This is a genomic window from Dactylosporangium sp. CA-139114 (assembly GCF_050955725.1).
Classification (GTDB): Bacteria; Actinomycetota; Actinomycetes; order Mycobacteriales; family Micromonosporaceae; genus Dactylosporangium.
Genome location: NZ_CP192080.1, coordinates 2,125,098 through 2,142,331 on the forward strand (window position 1 = coordinate 2,125,098; position 17,234 = coordinate 2,142,331).

General features: G+C 70.8%; 16 protein-coding genes. 8 read left to right on the plus strand and 8 right to left on the minus strand.

The genetic code is table 11. The annotated features are described in order from the left end of the window. Positions 1–359: 359 nt before the first annotated feature. Positions 360–1,349 carry a YihY/virulence factor BrkB family protein gene (locus ACQP2P_RS09590; RefSeq protein ID WP_433614788.1) on the minus strand — a complete coding sequence of 330 codons (990 nt, stop codon included), beginning with the start codon at positions 1,347–1,349 and terminating at the stop codon, positions 360–362. A gap of 699 nt (positions 1,350–2,048) precedes the next feature. Then, a complete protein-coding gene (locus ACQP2P_RS09595) occupies positions 2,049–2,444 on the minus strand; it encodes a response regulator (RefSeq protein WP_433614789.1) in 396 nt (131 codons plus the stop codon). A gap of 485 nt (positions 2,445–2,929) precedes the next feature. On the opposite strand from ACQP2P_RS09595, the gene ACQP2P_RS09600 reads away from it, so the two are divergent. Further along, complete coding sequence (locus tag ACQP2P_RS09600; protein WP_433614791.1) at positions 2,930–3,787, plus strand: hypothetical protein; 858 nt, start codon at positions 2,930–2,932, stop codon at positions 3,785–3,787. 85 nt (positions 3,788–3,872) lie between these two features. Here the strand turns inward: ACQP2P_RS09600 and ACQP2P_RS09605 are convergent, their stop codons facing one another. Further along, complete coding sequence (locus tag ACQP2P_RS09605; protein WP_433614792.1) at positions 3,873–4,259, minus strand: MerR family transcriptional regulator; 387 nt, start codon at positions 4,257–4,259, stop codon at positions 3,873–3,875. Positions 4,260–4,311: 52 nt separating this feature from the next. Here ACQP2P_RS09605 and ACQP2P_RS09610 point away from each other — a divergent pair, with 52 nt between their 5' ends. The 4 genes from ACQP2P_RS09610 (at position 4,312) to ACQP2P_RS09625 (ending at position 11,187) form a co-directional block, all read left to right on the plus strand. After that, complete coding sequence (locus tag ACQP2P_RS09610; protein ID WP_433614794.1) at positions 4,312–5,280, plus strand: aldo/keto reductase; 969 nt, start codon at positions 4,312–4,314, stop codon at positions 5,278–5,280. Between the two features lie 711 nt (positions 5,281–5,991). Further along, a complete protein-coding gene (locus ACQP2P_RS09615) occupies positions 5,992–8,325 on the plus strand; it encodes a chorismate-binding protein (protein WP_433614796.1) in 2,334 nt (777 codons plus the stop codon). A 575-nt stretch (positions 8,326–8,900) separates the two neighbouring features. Next, positions 8,901–9,902 (plus strand): YhjD/YihY/BrkB family envelope integrity protein, encoded by a 1,002-nt coding sequence (locus ACQP2P_RS09620; protein WP_433614798.1) that lies wholly within the window; start codon positions 8,901–8,903, stop codon positions 9,900–9,902. A gap of 34 nt (positions 9,903–9,936) precedes the next feature. Further along, positions 9,937–11,187, plus strand: coding sequence for an MFS transporter (locus tag ACQP2P_RS09625; RefSeq protein ID WP_433614800.1), 1,251 nt, complete (start codon positions 9,937–9,939; stop codon positions 11,185–11,187). Positions 11,188–11,492: 305 nt separating this feature from the next. Here ACQP2P_RS09625 and ACQP2P_RS09630 read toward each other — a convergent pair whose 3' ends face one another. The 3 genes from ACQP2P_RS09630 to ACQP2P_RS09640 form a co-directional block, all read right to left on the minus strand. Next, entirely contained in the window at positions 11,493–12,962 is a 1,470-nt protein-coding gene (locus ACQP2P_RS09630; RefSeq protein WP_433614802.1) for an MFS transporter, read from the minus strand. An 89-nt stretch (positions 12,963–13,051) separates the two neighbouring features. Beyond that, positions 13,052–13,621, minus strand: a complete 570-nt coding sequence (locus ACQP2P_RS09635; RefSeq protein ID WP_433614804.1) for a TetR/AcrR family transcriptional regulator — start codon at positions 13,619–13,621, stop codon at positions 13,052–13,054. 80 nt (positions 13,622–13,701) lie between these two features. Beyond that, complete coding sequence (locus tag ACQP2P_RS09640; RefSeq protein ID WP_433614806.1) at positions 13,702–13,884, minus strand: hypothetical protein; 183 nt, start codon at positions 13,882–13,884, stop codon at positions 13,702–13,704. Positions 13,885–14,042: 158 nt separating this feature from the next. Between ACQP2P_RS09640 and ACQP2P_RS09645 the strand changes: the two genes are divergently transcribed. After that, positions 14,043–14,915, plus strand: a complete 873-nt coding sequence (locus ACQP2P_RS09645; RefSeq protein ID WP_433614807.1) for an SCO6745 family protein — start codon at positions 14,043–14,045, stop codon at positions 14,913–14,915. On the opposite strand, the gene ACQP2P_RS09650 is transcribed toward ACQP2P_RS09645, so the two are convergent. Together ACQP2P_RS09650 and ACQP2P_RS09655 are read right to left on the minus strand one after the other, a co-directional pair. After that, on the minus strand, positions 14,890–15,156 hold the full coding sequence (locus ACQP2P_RS09650) for a GNAT family N-acetyltransferase (protein WP_433614809.1): 267 nt from the start codon (positions 15,154–15,156) through the stop codon (positions 14,890–14,892). The genes ACQP2P_RS09645 and ACQP2P_RS09650 overlap by 26 nt on opposite strands. Continuing rightward, positions 15,157–16,134, minus strand: coding sequence for a pirin family protein (locus ACQP2P_RS09655; RefSeq protein WP_433614811.1), 978 nt, complete (start codon positions 16,132–16,134; stop codon positions 15,157–15,159). 120 nt (positions 16,135–16,254) lie between these two features. On the opposite strand from ACQP2P_RS09655, the gene ACQP2P_RS09660 reads away from it, so the two are divergent. Both ACQP2P_RS09660 and ACQP2P_RS09665 read left to right on the plus strand, forming a co-directional pair. Next, positions 16,255–16,947 (plus strand): ArsR/SmtB family transcription factor, encoded by a 693-nt coding sequence (locus ACQP2P_RS09660; RefSeq protein ID WP_433614812.1) that lies wholly within the window; start codon positions 16,255–16,257, stop codon positions 16,945–16,947. A gap of 60 nt (positions 16,948–17,007) precedes the next feature. Next, positions 17,008–17,205 (plus strand): hypothetical protein, encoded by a 198-nt coding sequence (locus tag ACQP2P_RS09665; RefSeq protein ID WP_433614814.1) that lies wholly within the window; start codon positions 17,008–17,010, stop codon positions 17,203–17,205. Positions 17,206–17,234 lie beyond the last annotated feature (29 nt).

Here is a 17,234-nt window from a genome sequence, read left to right on the forward strand (position 1 = left end):
CGCAGTGTTCGCGACTTCGTCCGCTGCTGTTCGTTGACGGCGCCGGGGTGTTCCCAAACTTCGTCCGCTGCTGTTCGTTGACGGCGCCGTAGTGTTCGCGACTTCGTCCGCTGCTGTTCGTTGACGCCGCCGGGGTGTTCCCGAACTTCGTCCGCCGCTGCTCGTCCACAGCGCCGTGGGTGTTCCCGGGCTTCGCCCACCGCGCCTTTGCCGATCCTCACTGTCGTCTTCTGCGCTCGTGTCTCCAGCGAGCCCGTCGTTTCCCGCACTCCTGGTCCGTGGCGCTGACGAACACCCCCGAATGCGCGAAACTGTTCGAGCCGGGCGCAACTGCCCCCGACTCGAACAGCCGGCAGTGGTCAGCTCAGCCCTGTCTCATGGTCCTCGTCGACCTTCCGGTCATCGCGCAGCGGCACATAGGGCTCCTCGTTCGGCTCCAGCCCCGCCTCGATCGCCCGCTCCCGCTCCAGTTCCGCGTCGAACTCGGCACCCAGCAGGATGGCGATGTTCGAGATCCAGAGCCACACGAGGAAGGCGATGATGCCACCCAGGGTGCCGTACGTCTTGTTGTACGACCCGAAGTTCGACACGTAGATAGCGAACGCGCCCGAGGCGATCAGCCAGATGACCACGGCCAGCGCACCGCCCGGCGTGATCCAGCGGAAGCCGTGCTGGCGGGCGTTCGGCGAGGCCCAGTACAGAATGGCCAGGATCAGCAGCACCACCAGGAGCAGCGCGGGCCACTTGGCGATGTCGAAGATCTGCACCGACTCCTTCGACAGCCCGACCCAGCCGCCCGCCTCCTCGGCGAAGCGCCCGGTGAACACCACGCTCAGCGCGGCGAGCGCGATCAGCGTGCCGACCGCGACGGTGATCCCGAGTCGGAGGGGCAGGACCTTCCAGATGGGCCGGCCCTCGGGTACGTCATAGATGGCGTTCGCCGCGCGCATGAACGCGCCGACGTACCCCGAGGCCGTCCACAACGCACCGAGCAGACCGACGATCGCGAACAGCCCGGCCGCGTGCGAGCCCCGCCTCAGCTCGTCGATCGCGTCCGTCATCGGCCTGGCGATCGAGCCGGGGAACAGATGCTGCGCGTTCTGGAGCACAGCCGACTGTGTCGTGTCCGTCAGCAGCAGCCCGGAAATCGACAGCAGCACGAGAATGCCCGGGAAAATGGACAACACACCGTAATACGTGAGCGCGGCGGCCCAATCGCTCAGGTTGTCATTGTTGAATTCTTTGATAGTCCGTTTGAGCACTTCGAACCACGAGCGCTTACTGAGCTCGGTGGGACGGTCGGGACCACCCGACACGGGGTCGTCAGCACTAGTTGCATCGTCAGCCATCGAGCGCCACCTCCAGGGTCTCTATGCCCCCACAGACCTGCCCGTTAACGTTCAACCGCGCCCCTTCCGCCCCCGATGAGCGTCGTTTCCGCCCTGCCGCCCGATTCAGCGCCACAGCCGGCCCGCGAGCGGCCGAGGCGACTCACGACGACGCCCTGGCCAGTTCCGCGAACACATGAGCGCCGCGGACCGACGCCCCGATGCTGTTTCCCTCGTCAATCCCAGGACGCGCCGCTTCGCGCCGATGAGCGCGCTGTGCAGGAGTGGCCCACCGGTCGCGCAGGCGGGGCAGCCGACACCCGGCGTGTCATGCGCGTGTCCCCACATCGGGCCTCGTCGTTCATCGATCCGAGCAGTACCCTCGGCGCCCTGACGAGCGCGGCGCATGGTGCCGTTCAGTCCAATCGCAGGTCACCTCACCGACAACCGCTGCACATCGGCTCTGCGGCGCTGCGGGACACCAGTGGCCGCGGATCAGACCGCGGAGCCTGCTCTCTCTGGTGGTGCGCGGGTCGGGGAGCCTGCTCTCGCCGGTGGTGCGCGGGCCGCGAACGCTGCTCTCGCCGGTGGTGCGCATCGGACCGCGAACCCTGCTCTCGCAGGCGGCGCAGCTCGCCGGGGCCCTTCACTGATCGTGTGGATCGCCCTGGCGTGTGCCGGCCGCGCGGCCCACCCCGACTTGCGCCATCAGGTGCGCCGTCACGCCTCGGGTGGAACCCTTCCGGCCCTGACAAGCGCACTCTGCACGGTGTCAACCAGCTCGGTGGCCCGGAACGGCTTGGCAATCACCGACGCGTCCTCCCCGAGCTCGATGACGGCGGCATCGAAGTACGGCAGTCCGGACATGTACATGATGAGCGCATCCGGGCTGCTGCCCCGTACGGCCTCGGCCACCTGAACCCCGGACCCGTCATTGAGCTTCAGATCGGTGATGGCCAGGTCGATGCCCTTGGGATACTCGGCCAGCACCCGCTCAGCCCCGGCCAGCCCAGACGCGGTGAGCACCTCGGCCCCCGCCCGGGAAAGCACTCTACACACGATCTCGCACAGATCCGGCTCGTCGTCGACGACCAGGATGCGCAGGTGCTCGAGCATGTCCCAACGATATGCCGCGTACCGCGCACAAGCGTGCGGTTCCCTGAACGGCACCACCGGTACATTCGCTCATTAAGCACCGTCCGTGCGGTCAACCCTCCAAACACGCACGTCTGGTCCGGGCACGAACAGGACCAGCCGCTCGTTCGCTCATCGCCCGCAGGTCGAACCTCCGCCGCTGCGCGCACCCAGCACGCAATTCCGTGCGAACAGGAGCAGCCGCTCGTTCGCTCATCGCCCGCAGGTCGAACCTCCGCCGCTGCCCGCACCCAGCACGCGATTCCATGCGAACAGGACCGGCCGTTCGTTCCCTCATCACGCGCTGGCCCGACCGGCCCGGTCGTCTCCGCTACCTGGGATCTGTCCGTCTTCGCGATGAGGGTCCGTCCGTACCCATCATCCGGGGGCCACCCGTCCCAGCCCAGGGGGCCCACCCGTCCCCGCCAACGAGCGGCCAACCGTGCCGGCTGCTAGCGTGCGGTTCCATGAACGGCGGCGGACGCTCATTCGCCGATCTCGTACGGTTCGAGCGGCCACCCCCGCCCACACCGGCGAGTCGGCGCCTGCGTCGGCTGCTGCTGCTCACCGCCATCGCGACCGTCGCCGTCGACGTGATCAACCTGCAGTACTCGGCCGAGGCGGGCTTCGGTCTCGGCGTACGCACATTCTGGGCGGTTCTGCGCGCAATCGGCTTCCTGTTCCTGATGCGCGAGGTGCGGTACGGCCGCCTGACCGCCCGCCCGCTCGGCCTGATCCTCGCCGTGACCACGGTGTTCGCCTCGGCGCGGCTGGTCCAGCCGAAGGAGGGCGACTTCCTGCCGCGGCTGCCGGTCGTGGCCGGCCTGGTCGTCGTCGTGGCACTGTGCTCGGCCGTGGTGTGGCAGCTGTTCCGCTCACCCGGGATAGACGAGCACCTGACCAGGCGCAAGCCGCGGCGCGTGGTCGCCCCGTGGGTGCTGACCGCGCGTGTCGCCGCCCTGTCGTACTCCGCGCTCATGTTCGTTCCCTGCGCGGTCGCGCTCGCAACGCTGTTCGACACCCCGCGCCTGCGACCGGAGATCGCGGTGCCGCTGGTGGTGTCCTGGTTCGTGCTGGGCCTGGTGATCGGCCTGGTGGCGGGCATCATCAGCTTCGTGACCCTCTTCGGTCACGGTTGGGCCAGGCTGCTCCTGGCTCTGATTTCCGCATTCGTACTGCTGGTGCAGCCCACGCTCTGCTACCTCCTACTAGGCGTGGACGGCCTGATCCGCGACGGCACCCCGATGGTGATCGCGGCCCTGGTCTGCCTCTACGGCCTGGCCAGATCGCGCGAATCACCCCCGCGCGAATCACCCTCGGCGTAGCCCGCGACCGGGGCCTGCGCGCTTGTGCACGGGAGTCGTGCTCAAACGCTCACCGACTGCCGCTCGCGACGCACCGTTCTGCCGCTCACGACTGACCGTTCAAATCGCGCGTATCACCCTCGGCGTAGAACTTGATCTTGGATTCGATCAGCTCGAGGTCGTTCTGCAAAGCGGCGATACGGTCGAGCACCTGCTGCCGGTGCTCCTCCAGCAACACCCGCCGCGATTCGAACGTGTCCGGCCCGACGCGGCACAGCTCCGCATACCGCCGCATCTCCGCGATCGACATCCCGGTCGCCTTGAGCCGGGTGAGAATGCGCAGCATGCCGAGGTCGGCATCGGAGTACCGGCGGTGCCCGTTCGTGCCGCGGTCAGGCGGATCCAGCAGTCCGGCGCGCTCGTAGTACCGCAGCGTATGTGCACTTAATCCTGTGCGTTCGGACACTTCAGCGATCGTGTAACCGGGTTCCACAATCCTCAGTCTATTTGACTTAGAGCGCGCTCTAAGGGGGAACGTTGGTGGCATGCAAACGCGAAACCTCGGTGCACTGACCACCTCCGCGCTCGGCCTCGGCTGCATGGGGATGAGCGAGTTCTACGGGCCCGGCGACGACGCCGAGTCCATCGCCACCATCCACCGCGCGCTCGACCTCGGCGTGTCGCTGCTCGACACAGCCGACATGTACGGTCCGTTCACGAACGAACAGCTCGTCGGGCGCGCCATCGCCGGTCGGCGGGACGAGGTCGTGCTCGCCACCAAGTTCGGCATCCAGCGCGAGGGCGGGACGCGGCGCGTCAACGGCAGCCCGCAGTACGTCCGGCGGGCCGTCGACGCGTCGCTGCAGCGCCTCGGCGTGGACCACATCGACCTGTACTACCAGCACCGCGTCGACCCGAGCGTGCCCGTCGAGGAGACGTGGGGCGCGCTGGCCGAGGCGGTCACCGCGGGCAAGGTGCGCCACCTGGGAATCTCCGAAGCGTCACCGGAGAGTGTCCGCCGCGCGCACGCCGTGCACCCGGTCACGGCCGGACAGTACGAGTACTCCCTCTGGAGCCGCGACCCCGAGAACGCCATCATCCCGCTGTTCCGCGAGCTCGGCATCGGCCTGGTCGCCTACAGCCCGCTCGGCCGCGGCTTCCTCAGCGGCGAGATCACCAGCCCGGACCAGTTCGACCCGGACGACTTCCGCGCGACCAACCCGCGCTTCCAGGGCGAGAACTTCCAGAAGAACCTCGACCTGGTCGCCGAGGTCAAGCAGATGGCGGAGGCCAAGGGCGCGACCCCGGCCCAGCTGGCCCTCGCCTGGGTGCTGGCCCAGGGCGACGACATCGTGCCGATCCCGGGCACCAAGCGCCGCTCGTACCTCGAGCAGAACGTGGCCGCCCTGGACATCCAGCTCACCGCCGACGACCTGGCGGCCATCGAAAAGCTCTCCATCGGTCGCGACGTGGCGGGGGAGCGGTACGCGGAGATGGGCTCGCTCAACAAGTGACACCCGGGCATGCGCGCTCGTGCAACGACGGGCGCGCATGCCGGCCGGCCACACCCGCCACGCCGGGCCCGGCGGCGCCGTTGGATGCCGGCCACGCGTTCCCGGATCGACAGCTCAGTCGTGGTCGGTGGAGCGTTCGGTGTCTAGGCCGGGGACCTCGGAGCCGCGGCCGATGGGGGCCGCTTCCGCACGGTCCGGGTCGAGCCGCTCGCGCACGGTCCGGGTCGAGCCGCTCGCGCATGGCCGGGTCGAGCCGCGCGGTCCGGGCATCGGCGTCGGAGCCGTGACTGATGCGGGCGGTGGCGTGCACGCAATGCTCGGCGCGAACCGTTCTGTCGGCCGTTCGCTCAACCAGTGACACCGGGGCTGCCCGCTCGATCGGCATTGACCTCGATGGCGCCGTTGAGGCCCGGCTGCGCGTTTGCGGCACACGACTGCTGGGCAAGCGGCGTGACCGGGTTTCCTTGACCGTTCGCTCAGCCAGTGGCGCACGAATCTTTGGATATGCCCGCCCGAGGTGCTGGCGCAGACCGGTCTGCTCCCTTTACGCTCTTGCTCGTGACCGCGCGAATGAACAGCTGGTGGCCCGCCTGACGAGGCGGCCCACTCCCGCGTGACACTTTCGCGGCCGCCCACGAGGCGGCCGTTTTGCTTTCCCGGAAGAGCCGGGGCCGCCTCTGCAGGTGGCCACCCGAGCCTGAAGGGAACGCCATGCCGCTCGACCCGAACGCGCCGCACAACCCAGCCCCGTCGCTGAGCACCACCACGCCGCTCGCGCAGCACACCCCGTCGGCGTCGCTCGACAACACCACGCCGCTCGCGCAACGCAGCCCGGCCGTGTCGCTCGACAACACGACGCCGTCCGCGTCGCTCGACTCAACCACGCCGTTCGCGCGACGCAGCCCGGCCGTGTCGCTCGACAACACCGCGCCGTCCGCGCAGCACCACGACGAGACCGCGCCACGCACCGCGCCGCTGGACTCGTCCGCACCGCTCGATCAGTCCGCACCGCTCGATCAGTCCGCACCGCTCGATCAGTCCGCTCCGTTCGATCAACGCCGTTCGTCCGATGAGCCCGCCTCATTCGACCAGTCCACGTCGTTCGCCGGCCTGTTCGACCCGGCAGCCCCGTTCGCCCTGCTACGCCGCGAGGGCCGCGACGCCGTCGAAGTGCTCACCGGCCCGATATCGACCGTGGAAACCCTCGCCGACATCCCCGACGAATGCCTCGCGCTCGTACCGTTCCGCCAGGTCCGCGAGCGCGGGTTCGATTGCGTCGACGACGGCACGCCATTGTCCGTCCTGCGCATCGCCACACGCCGCGAGCTACCGGTGGCCGATGTCCTGGCGCACCTGCCCGACACGCCGATCGAGCTCGCGAACGCCGGCTTCGACGTCGGCGACGAGGAGTACGCGTCCATCGTGGACACGGTCCTGCGCGAGGAGATCGGCCGCGGCGAGGGCTCGAACTTCGTCATCCATCGCGTGTTCGAGGCCGATCTCCAGGGCGACCCGGTCGCGGCCGCCCTGACCGTGTTCCGCCGCCTGTTGACGCGCGAACGTGGCGCTTACTGGACGTTTGTCGTGCACACCGGTGAGCGAACGCTCGTCGGAGCCACTCCCGAACGCCATGTCAGCGTGGACGACGGCCTCGTGATGATGAACCCGATCAGCGGCACCCTGCGCGGCGCCCCGTCCAAGCCGGCGGTGCTCGGGTTCCTCGCCGACCGCAAGGAGATCGACGAGCTGTCGATGGTGCTCGATGAGGAGCTCAAGATGATGGCGACCGTCGCCGACCTCGGTGGCCAGGTCATCGGCCCGTACCTCAAGGAGATGACCCACCTCGTCCACACCGAGTACATGCTGGCGGGCCGCGGCTCCCGGGACGTGCGCGAAGTACTGCGCGAAACGATGTTCGCCCCGACCGTGGTCGGCAGCCCGATCGAGAACGCCTGCCGAGTGGTCGCACGCCACGAACGCCGCGGCCGCGGGTACTACGGTGCGGTGCTGGCCCTGGTCGGCCGCGACGCGCAGGGCCGTCAGACGCTGGACGCGCCGATCCTCATCCGCACCGCCGACATCGACGCCGCCGGCCGCCTCCGCGTCCCGGTCGGAGCCACGCTGGTGCGCCACTCCACGCCGGACGGCGAGGTGCTGGAGACGCACACAAAAGCGGCAGCCGTACTACGAGCGCTAGGCCTCGGCGCCGACCAAGCCTCCGCGCACACCGCAGCCGCCGCGACTGCCACGGCAGCGCCAACCGCACACGGGGTTCTGTCCACACGCACAACAGACGCGCACACAACGCACAAGAACGACAGCCCGACCGTGTCCGAAGCGCGCCTGGCCGCTGATCCCGAGGTGCAGGCCGCGCTCGTCGCGCGCAATGCGACGCTCGCGCCGTTCTGGTTGCAGGCTCGCGACGGGCTCACCGCGGACCCGGCGCTCGCCGGCCGTCGCGCGCTCGTCGTCGACGCCGAGGACACGTTCACTGGCATGCTCGTGCACCAGCTGCGAGTGCTGGGGCTGTCGACGACGCTCGTACGGTACGACTCCCAGATCCCAGTCGACGAGTTCGACCTGGTGATCCCCGGCCCCGGGCCGGGCGACCCGCGGCAGCTGGACGACCCGAAGATCGCGCGCATGCGGGGCATCGTGTCCGGGCTGCTCGACGCGGGCCGGCCCATGCTCGCGATCTGCCTGAGCCACCAGCTCACGGCCGGCCTGCTGGGCCTGCCGCTGCGGCGCAAGGCATCGCCGTACCAGGGCATGCAGCGCGACATCGACCTGTTCGGCCGCCCGGCGAAGGTCGGGTTCTACTCGACGTTCGCGGCCACGCACGACGGCCCGGTCCTCGACACCGCGTACGGCCCGGTCGACGTCGCCCGCGACCCCGCCAACGGTGACGTGCACGCTCTGCGCGGCCGCGGCTTCGCGAGCCTGCAGTTCCATCCCGAGTCCGTGCTCAGCCAGGACGGCATCGGCCTGCTGCGCGAGTTGCTGTCGGTTCTGCTCGACACGCCGGTGGGCACGTCGCCGGAGTGAGCGTTCACGCTGAGACGACGCACGTTTGCGCGGCGACAGCTGCGCAAACGTGCATCCCCCAACTCTGCAACCCGGCCGACCGTCCGTCTCGCCGGCCGCGCGAGCGGATTAGCGATTGCGCACGCGCCGCACACCATGAACACAGCGACATGCGGACAGCGACATGCGCGGACAGCGAGGCGCACGGATAGCGAGTTGTGCGGACGGCGACGCGCGCGGACAGGGCCAGGGACGTCCGCGGACAGCGACAGGGACGTGCGGACAGCGACGTACGCGCGGACAGCGACATGCGCGGACAGCGACACGCGCGGACAGTGAGGCGCCCGGATAGCGAGTAGTCCGGACGGCGACGCGCGCGGAACAGGGGATAGGGACGTCTGCGGACAGCGACGTACCCGCGGACAGCGACGTACCCGCGGACAGCGAGGTGTACGGATAGCCGAGGGTCTCGTCGGGTCACGCGCGGGCCGCGACCGAGTACAGCGCCAGGTGGACGTGCGAGGCAGCGATGCAGGCGGACCGCGACGTCCGCCGCGCGCACGTACGCACTGCGCGGGCAGTCACCCTCGAAACTGATGGAGTTCATCACCGGAGTGTTCGGCTCCCGCGAAGGGCGACAAGCGCGCGTTCGAGCAGCCGAGACCGCGCGAACAGCATCGAACACGCATCAAGCGATCAGCGGCACGCACGTACGCACCGCGCGAACAGTCGCCCGTTCCGCCCACCGCTCCCCGGGGTACTTCACCGGAGTGATCGTCCGCTTCGCGAGGCTCGTCGCGCGCTTCTTCCAGGGCCGCGACCTCAACCTGCACGCCGCCGCGGTCACCTTCTACGCGGGGATCGCGGTGGTGCCGGTGGCGTTGCTGGTGCTGCGCCTGGCCGCCGCCGTCGCCGGACCCGGCCGGGTGCGGCACCTGGCCGAACCGGTGATCGCGGCCATGCCCGAGCGCATGGCCGCGGGCGCGAGCGTGCTGCTCGGCGCCGGCGTGTCCATGACCTGGTGGCTGACCCTGGTCGCGCTGGTCCCGGCGACGCTCTACGGCGAGGGCCTGCGCCGCGCCCTCGCGTCGCTGTCCGGCGAGCCGGGTGGGGCGGCCGCCGGCTGGCGTGGGCGCATCCTGGTGCTACCACTGCTCGCGTGCGGCCCGGTGCTCGTTCTTGCACTGCTCGCCGCGCTCAATGCGCCCGCCCGTCTCCTGCACGCGGGCGGCTGGACGGCGGTCTGGTCGGTGGTCCTGAGCTTCCTGATCGTCTGGCTCGTGCTCAGCCCCGTGTTCATCCTGGTGTACCGCCTGATCGCACCCCTCCGCCCCGGCTGGGCGGTCACCGCGGCCGTCGGCTCGTTCACCGCCGCGAATGTCTCCGGATTCGCGCACGGTTTTGTGCTCTTCTGGACACTGCCGCTGAACCTCGGCGCCCCGTTCGGCGGTCTCGACGCCGTTGGTGCAACGGTCGCTGTTGGTTTGTGGCTGTATCTCTTCCATATGCTCACACTCGTCGGGTACGCCGCGACCGTTCAAGCACACCGCGTGCTGCTCTTGCGTTCGGCCGCGCGGTCGACAATGCTTCCGAATTAATTTCACTTCTTTGTCGCGTTTGAGGAGCCGGCCCGTGGATGAGCTCTCCGCCAGCGTGAGCCCCGAGGCCACCGCGCGCGACCGCCGTGCACGAATCGCCGTCGCCGGTGCGTACTTCGTGCAAGGTTTCTGCTTCGCCGGCCTGCTCACCCAGGTCGCGAGCCTGCAGAAACGCTTCGGCTTCGACGACACCCAGCTCTCCCTGGTGCTGCTGGCCGTGCCCGTCGTCGCCGGCGTCGGCAGCGTGGTCGCGGGCCTGCTCACCACGCGTTTCGGCAGCTCACCGGTGCTACGAGCGGGCGGCCCCGGCGTGGCGCTGGCCATCACCGTGACGGGTTTCGCCGCGGAGCGTTGGCAGCTGTACTTCGCGCTGGCGTTCGTCGGCCTCATGCTCGGACTGGTCGACGCGACCATGAACATGCAGGGCGTGGGCGTGGAGCGCCGCTACGGCCGGCCCGTCCTCAACTCCTTCCACGCCGTCTGGAGCGCGGGCGCCATCCTGGGCGCACTCGCCACATCCGGCACCGCGCATCTGGGCTGGTCGATCAGTGCGTCCCTGGCGACGGTCGCCGTGGTGGGCGCGATCCTGGCCCTGGCCGCGGGCCCCGGACAGCTCCGCAAGGCCGAGGAGGCGCAGGAGATCCCGGCCGCAACGGTGGCCGCGGCGGAGGCGGCGATCCCGTGGCGCCCGATCATCCTGATCGGCATCGCGATGATGCTCATGTTCATCGCCGACTCGGCCGTGTCCAACTGGAGCTCGGTCTTCATCGAGAAGGCCCTGCACGCCAGTACGGCGGTGGCCGCGCTCGGCCTCGCCGCGTACCAGGCGACGATGCTCGTCGGCCGCACCGCGGGCGACCGCCTCGTGAGCCGCTTCAGCCCGACGATGGTGGTGTCGGTCGGCGGCGTGGTCGGCGGCCTCGGCCTGATCCTGGTGGCCGCGTCGACGACACCGGCCCTGAGCATCGCGGGCTTCGCGGTGGTGGGCCTGGGCCTGTCCCTGGTCGTACCCCAGTCCTTCTCGGCGGCGGGTCGCCTGGACCCGGCCGGAACCGGCATCGCCATCGCGCGCGTCAACCTGTTCAACTATGTCGGTTTCGTGGTCGGCGCGGGCCTGATCGGCGCGGTGGCCGAGAGCCTGTCGCTGCGCTGGGCCTTCGTGGTGCCCGCGCTGCTGGCGGCGGGCATCGTGGTGCTGTCCCCGTCGTTCCGCACCCACGCCCCGGAACCGGCCACGCCCCCAGCGACCTCAGTGACGCCGGCAACCCCGGAAGCCGCGAACTGACGCTCATTCGCGCATCCGATCCTGCACGAGTGGCAGGCGACGGGCCGAGGCGGCATCGAGCGGCGAACCGGCGCTCGTTCGTGCATCCGATCCTGCGCGAGTGGCAGGCGACGGGCCGAGGCGGCATCGAGCGGCGAACCAGCGCTCGTTCGCGCATCCGAGGGCGCCCTCGCCCCGCTCCTGGAGGTCCTCAGCACACCCTGACCAAGGAGGGTCACATGCGAAACCGCGGGCTCGGCGCGGCTCACGAGCTCGGGCACCGGCTGCGCCCGCCCGGGCCGGTCGGCCCGGGCGGAGTGTGACGATCAGCCGAAGTGGACCGGCGCCGCCTCGGTCGTCTCCGTCGTGCGGCCGGCCGGGGTGTTGCGCACCATGGCGATCACCACCACCGTGGCCACGGCGAGCAGGACCGCGCTCGCGGTGAAGGCGACGTTGTACCCGTGGATCGCCGCGTGGGCCTGCAGGAGCTGGGCGCCGCCCGAGGCCGCCGAGGCCGCGTGGTCGGCCACGTATCCGGTCACCGCCGTGGTGAAGATGGTGTTCAGCAGCGCGGTGCCGAGGGAGCCGCCGACCTGCTGCGTCGTGTTCACCATCGCGCTCGCCACGCCCGCGTCGTGGTCGGCCACGCCGGACAGCGCGAGGCTCGAGAGCGGGACGAAGACCAGGCCCATGCCCAGGCTCATGGCGATGAACGACGGCAGGATGTGCACCGCGTAGCTCGAGTCGAGGTCGAGCCGCGTCAGCCAGACCATCGACGCGGTGGCGAGCACGCCGCCGACCGTCATCAGGACCTTCGGGCCGGTGCGGGGCAGCAGGCGGGACGCGATCACGGCGGCGGCGATGATGCCGCCCGAGAACGGCATGTACGCCACGCCGCTCTTCAGGGCCGACCAGCCCATGGTCTGCTGCAGGTAGAACGTCATGAACAGGAACATGCCCAGCATGCCGGCGCCGAGCAGGACCGACACCAGGTAGGAGGCGCCCCGGTTGCGGTCGAACAGCACGCGCAGCGGCAGCAGCGGGTGGGCGGTGCGCGCCTCCCAGAACAGGAACGCGCCGAGCAGCACCACCGCGGCGGCGAGCCAGCCGATGGTCACCCCCGAGCTCCAGCCGTCGGTCGCGGCCTTGGTGAAGCCGTAGACGAGGGCGACCTGGCCCGCGGTCGCCAGCACGGCACCGGGGATGTCGTAGCGGGTGTCGCCCGACGCCTTGCTCTCGCGCACCAGCGGGACGGCCGCGGCGAAGGCGAGCACGGCGATGGGGATGTTCACCAGCAGGCACCAGCGCCAGTCCGCGTACTCGGTCAGCACGCCGCCCGCGAGCAGACCGATCGCGGCGCCGCCGCCGGAGATGCCGCCGAAGACGCCGAAGGCCTTCGCGCGCTCCTTGGCCTCGGTGAACGTGACGGTGATGAGCGACAGCGCGGCCGGGGCGAGCAGGGCGCCGAAGAGGCCCTGCAGGCCGCGGGCGGCGAACAGGGTGCCGGCGTTCACCGCGGCGCCGCCCAGGGCCGAGGCGCCCGCGAAGCCGAGCAGGCCGATGAGGAAGGTCCGCTTGCGGCCGAAGAAGTCCGCGATCCGGCCCCCGAGAAGGAGCAGGCCGCCGAAGGTGAGTGTGTACGCCGTGACGATCCACTGCCGGTCGGCGGTCGAGATGTGCAGGGCCTCCTGGGCCGACGGCAGCGCGATGTTCACGATCGTCGCGTCGAGCACCACCATGAGCTGGGCGACCGCGATGACCGCGAGCGCGAGCCAGCGCCGCGGATCAGGAGGCACCAAAGAAGATGATTTTACGGATATGTCCGATGAAAGGGCAGCATCGTTCGCCATGAGAGCCAGCCTCCAGGGCAAAAAAAGGGGAAGAGTCAGGACCGCGTGAGCATGGGAATCAGGACGCCGTCGATGAGCCGCTCCACGAAGGCCCGGTCCAGGGGCCCGTTCTGCCACAGGCGCCGGCTCGTGACCATGGCGTGCAGCACCTCGTGGAGCAGTTCGGCGGTGGTGCCGGGGGCGACCTCGCCCCGCTGTTCCGCGCGCCGGAGCATCGCCTCGTACATCGGGTGCTTGGTGGAGTACGCACACCGGAACAGGCACTCGGCCAGCTCCTCGTTGTGCGTCGCCGCCGTGAGCAGCCCCGTGAACACGGCGCCGTCCGCCCCCTCGGCCGCCGCGCACACGGCCCCGAGCTGGGCGAGCAGGTCGCCGCGCAGCGAGCCGGTGTCGGGGGGCTCCATCGACCCGCCGAACCGGTGCTCGATCGCCTCCATGACCAGCTCGGGCTTGCTGGGCCAGCCGCGGTAGATGGTCGCCTTGCTCGCGCGGGCCCGCGCCGCCACGGCGTCCATCGTCATCCGGTCGTAACCCACCTCGCCGAGCAGCTCGAAGACGGCTTCGCAGATGGCTGCGCGCCGGTCGGCCCTCGTCGCGGTGGTCACGTGCTCGAATCTACCGCGCCCGGAAAGCGAAACGAAACCGTTTCGTTCACCACTTGTGTGAACGGTGCCACACCAAAATTTTACGGCTCCTGGGCCACCGCCAACCCGGTCCCGGGCGCGTTCACCCTCAACGGCGTCGCCTGCAGCGGCGGCACCACCACCAACCAGGCGCCGACCGTGAGCATCGGCTGGGGCGGCTCCGCCCGGCCCGCCGGCCCGAGCACCTCGACCGACGTGAGCACCTTCGTCAACACCAGCCGCATCGACCGGCGCATCCACGCCGGCAACTGGTGCGACCAGAGCGGCGCGGGCATGGGTGAGCGGCCGCGGGCGACCCCCGCCACCGGCATCGGTGACCCTGTGACGAACTGGCGGGTCCCGGCGGTACTGCCGGGGCCCGCCAGCGCATATCGTCAGGTTCATGACGACAGAGCTGTCGACCGAGCGCCGCCTCTGGGCGCTCTACGAGCCACTGCACGCGGTCACCTACTTCGCCCCGGCGGGCCGGGCCGCGTTCGAGGAGGCCGGCCTGCGCGGGTTCTGGCGGGGGTACTTCGCCGGCCGCAGCGCCCCGCTGGGGCCGATCGGGCCCGCGCCGGTGGTCGCCGCCTTCTACGGCTTCGCCCCGTCCATGGTGCAGCGGGCCCTGCCCGAGCTCTGGACGCGCATCACGCCCGAGGCCGCCCTGGCCGCCCGGCTCGACGGCGCCCGCCGCGCGCTCGAGCCGGCGGTCGCGGGCCTCGACGGTATCGAGGAGGCCGCCGAGCTGCTGCGGGAGGCCGCGACCGCGACCGGGACCCACGGCCGGGTGCTCGCCGCCGCCAACGCGGCCCTGCCCTGGCCCGGGGACGCCCTCGGCACCGTCTGGCAGGCCGCCACGATCCTGCGCGAGCACCGCGGCGACGGTCACCTCGCCGCGCTGCTGGTCGAGGGCCTCGACGGCGCCGAGGCGATGGTCTGGCGGGTCGCGCTCAACGACGGCCGCGGGCGCACGGCGGCCCAGGCCGCCCGCGGCTGGAGCGACGAGGAGTGGGACGCCGCCCGGACCCGGCTGCACCAGCGGGGCTACCTCGACGGCGAGGGCGTGGCGACGCCGAAGTCGCACTCGGCGTACGACACCCTGGAGGAGACCACCGACCAGCTGGCCGCGCGGCCGTGGCAGGCGCTCGGCCCCGAGCGGACCGAGCGCCTGGCGACGCTGCTCACCCCGGTCGCCGAGCGGATCAACGCCGGGCTCGCGCCGTTCTACCCGAACTGGATCCGGCTGCCTATGCCAGCTCGGGGTGCCGCTTGAGGTAGGCCGCGATGAACGGGCACTGCGCGACGACCGTCAGTCCCCGGTCCTTGGCCAGGGTCAGCGCGCCGTTCGCGAGCTTGCTCCCGACGCCCTGACCCTCGAACGACGGCTCCACCTCGGTGTGCGTGAAGACGATCGAGTCCCCGTCGAGGCGGTACAACGCCATCCCGGCGCGCTCACCGCCGACCCGGATCTCGAACCGGTGGTGCTCGGCGTTGTCGCTGACTGCGAAGTCCACTCAGGACGCCTCTCCCCGAACGTCCGCGTGCGCCGCCGGGATGCTGCCGAGCCGGCCGGCCTGGTAGTCCTCGAACGCCTGCATGACCTCGGCCTTGGTGTTCATGACGAACGGACCATACGCCACGACGGGCTCGCGGATCGGCTGACCGCCGAGGAACAGCACGTCCATCGTGGGCTGCTTCGGGTCGGCCGTGACCGTGATGGTGTCGCCGGCGCCGAAGACGGCGAGCTGGCCGAGCTCCACCGGCCGCCCCTTCGCGCCGGCGGTGCCCTTGCCGGCCATGACGTACGCGAGGGCGTTGAAGTCCTTGCGCCACGGCAGCGTCAGCGAGGCGCCGCCCGTGAGCGTCGCGTGCACCAGGGTGATCGGCGTGTAGGTGACGCCGGGGCCCGCGTGCTCGGGGTGCCCGTCGAGCTCACCGGCGATGACCCGCAGCAGGGCGCCGCCGTCGGGCGAGGTCAGCAGCGACACCTGGCGGCCGCGGATGTCCTGGTAGCGCGGGGTCACGAGCTTGTTCACCTTCGGCAGGTTCACCCACAGCTGGAAGCCGTGGAAGAGCCCGCCGCTGACCACGAGGTGCTCCGGCGGCGTCTCGATGTGGAGGATCCCGTTGCCGGCGGTCATCCACTGCGTGTCGCCGTTGGTGATGGTGCCGCCACCGCCGTTGGAGTCGTGGTGCACGAACTCCCCGTCGATGATGTAGGTGACCGTCTCGAAGCCGCGGTGTGGGTGCCACGGGGTGCCCTTCGGCTCGCCCGGCGCGTAGTCGACCTCACCCATCTGGTCCATGTGGATGAACGGGTCGAGGGCGCGCAGGTCGACGCCCGCGAACGCGCGGCGGACCGGGAATCCCTCGCCCTCGTAGCCCTTGGGTGCGGTCGTGACGGAGACGACCGGCCGCGGCTGCGCCGAGATCGGGTCCGGCGTGGCGACGCGGGGAAGTGCGAGGACGTTGTCAACGGTGATCGCGGGCATGTGACGCCTCCAAAGGTCCAGCTCTGTCGCCTGCCCCAACAGTACTTGCCGACCAAGTATTCCGCAAGTCAACTAAATCCGTTCGGCCGCCGCCGAAGCATCGGCGGGGAAGATGGACCCATGACCACCGACGCCGCCGGCCTCGCCGGCCTGGCCACGCTGCTGGCGGACGAGACCCGGGCCGCGATGTGCCTGGCGCTGCTCGACGGGCGGGCCTGGACCGCCGGGGAGCTCGCGGCGCACGCCGGGGTCGCGCGGTCCACCGCCACCGAGCACCTCGACCGGCTGGTCGGCGGCGGGCTGCTCGCCGAGCAGCGGCAGGGGCGGCATCGGTACCTCCGGCTGGCCGACGCCTCCGTCGCGCACCTCATCGAGGACCTCACCGCACGCCTCGAACCGGCGCGCACGCCGGTGCGGGGGCTGCGCCAGGCGACCGTCTCGGCCGCCCTGAAGCGGGCCCGCACCTGCTACGACCACCTGGCCGGCGAGCTCGGCGTGGCCGTGACCGACGCGCTGACCGCGCGCGGGCTGCTCGACCAGCGGGGCGGCTTCGCGCTCACGGCCGCGGGCGTGGACTGGCTCACGGCCGAGGCCGGGATCGACCCCGCGGCGCTGCGGCGGCCGCGGCGGCCGCTCGCCCGCGGGTGCCTGGACTGGACCGAGCGGCGGGCGCACCTGGCGGGCGTGGCGGGGGCGCGGCTCTGCGAGCGGTTCCTCGAGCAGCGCTGGGTGGTGCGCATCGGCTCCTCGCGCGCGGTGCGGGTGACCCCGGCCGGGCGAGCCGGGCTGCGCGAACTGCTGGGCATCGATTAGCCGGCGGCGCCGGTGGGTAGACAGCGCTCAACACCGACCTGGATACCCCCGGAGGCCATCGTGTTCGCTGTGATCGCCGCGATCCTGTTCGCGGTCGCCCTGCTGGTCGACCTGCTCGGCGCCGACACCGGGCCGATCTTCGACGCCGGGACGCTGAGCCTGGCCGGCTTCCTGTGCATCGCGCTGCACCTGGCGGGCGCGGGCGCGTGGACGTCGGGCCGCTGGAGCAACCGCCGCCGCCGCTACGCCCGCCGGTAGCGGTCACGTGATCCACCTGCCCTGATCCA

Coding starts and splice junctions, on each gene's coding strand:
- ACQP2P_RS09590 (WP_433614788.1), bottom strand. CDS start 1,349: ATGGCTGACGATGCAACTAGTGCTGACGACCCCGTGTCGGGTGGTCCC.
- ACQP2P_RS09595 (WP_433614789.1), bottom strand. CDS start 2,444: ATGCTCGAGCACCTGCGCATCCTGGTCGTCGACGACGAGCCGGATCTG.
- ACQP2P_RS09600 (WP_433614791.1), top strand. CDS start 2,930: ATGAACGGCGGCGGACGCTCATTCGCCGATCTCGTACGGTTCGAGCGG.
- ACQP2P_RS09610 (WP_433614794.1), top strand. CDS start 4,312: ATGCAAACGCGAAACCTCGGTGCACTGACCACCTCCGCGCTCGGCCTC.
- ACQP2P_RS09615 (WP_433614796.1), top strand. CDS start 5,992: ATGCCGCTCGACCCGAACGCGCCGCACAACCCAGCCCCGTCGCTGAGC.
- ACQP2P_RS09620 (WP_433614798.1), top strand. CDS start 8,901: ATGGAGTTCATCACCGGAGTGTTCGGCTCCCGCGAAGGGCGACAAGCG.
- ACQP2P_RS09640 (WP_433614806.1), bottom strand. CDS start 13,884: ATGCGGCTGGTGTTGACGAAGGTGCTCACGTCGGTCGAGGTGCTCGGG.
- ACQP2P_RS09645 (WP_433614807.1), top strand. CDS start 14,043: ATGACGACAGAGCTGTCGACCGAGCGCCGCCTCTGGGCGCTCTACGAG.
- ACQP2P_RS09655 (WP_433614811.1), bottom strand. CDS start 16,134: ATGCCCGCGATCACCGTTGACAACGTCCTCGCACTTCCCCGCGTCGCC.
- ACQP2P_RS09660 (WP_433614812.1), top strand. CDS start 16,255: ATGACCACCGACGCCGCCGGCCTCGCCGGCCTGGCCACGCTGCTGGCG.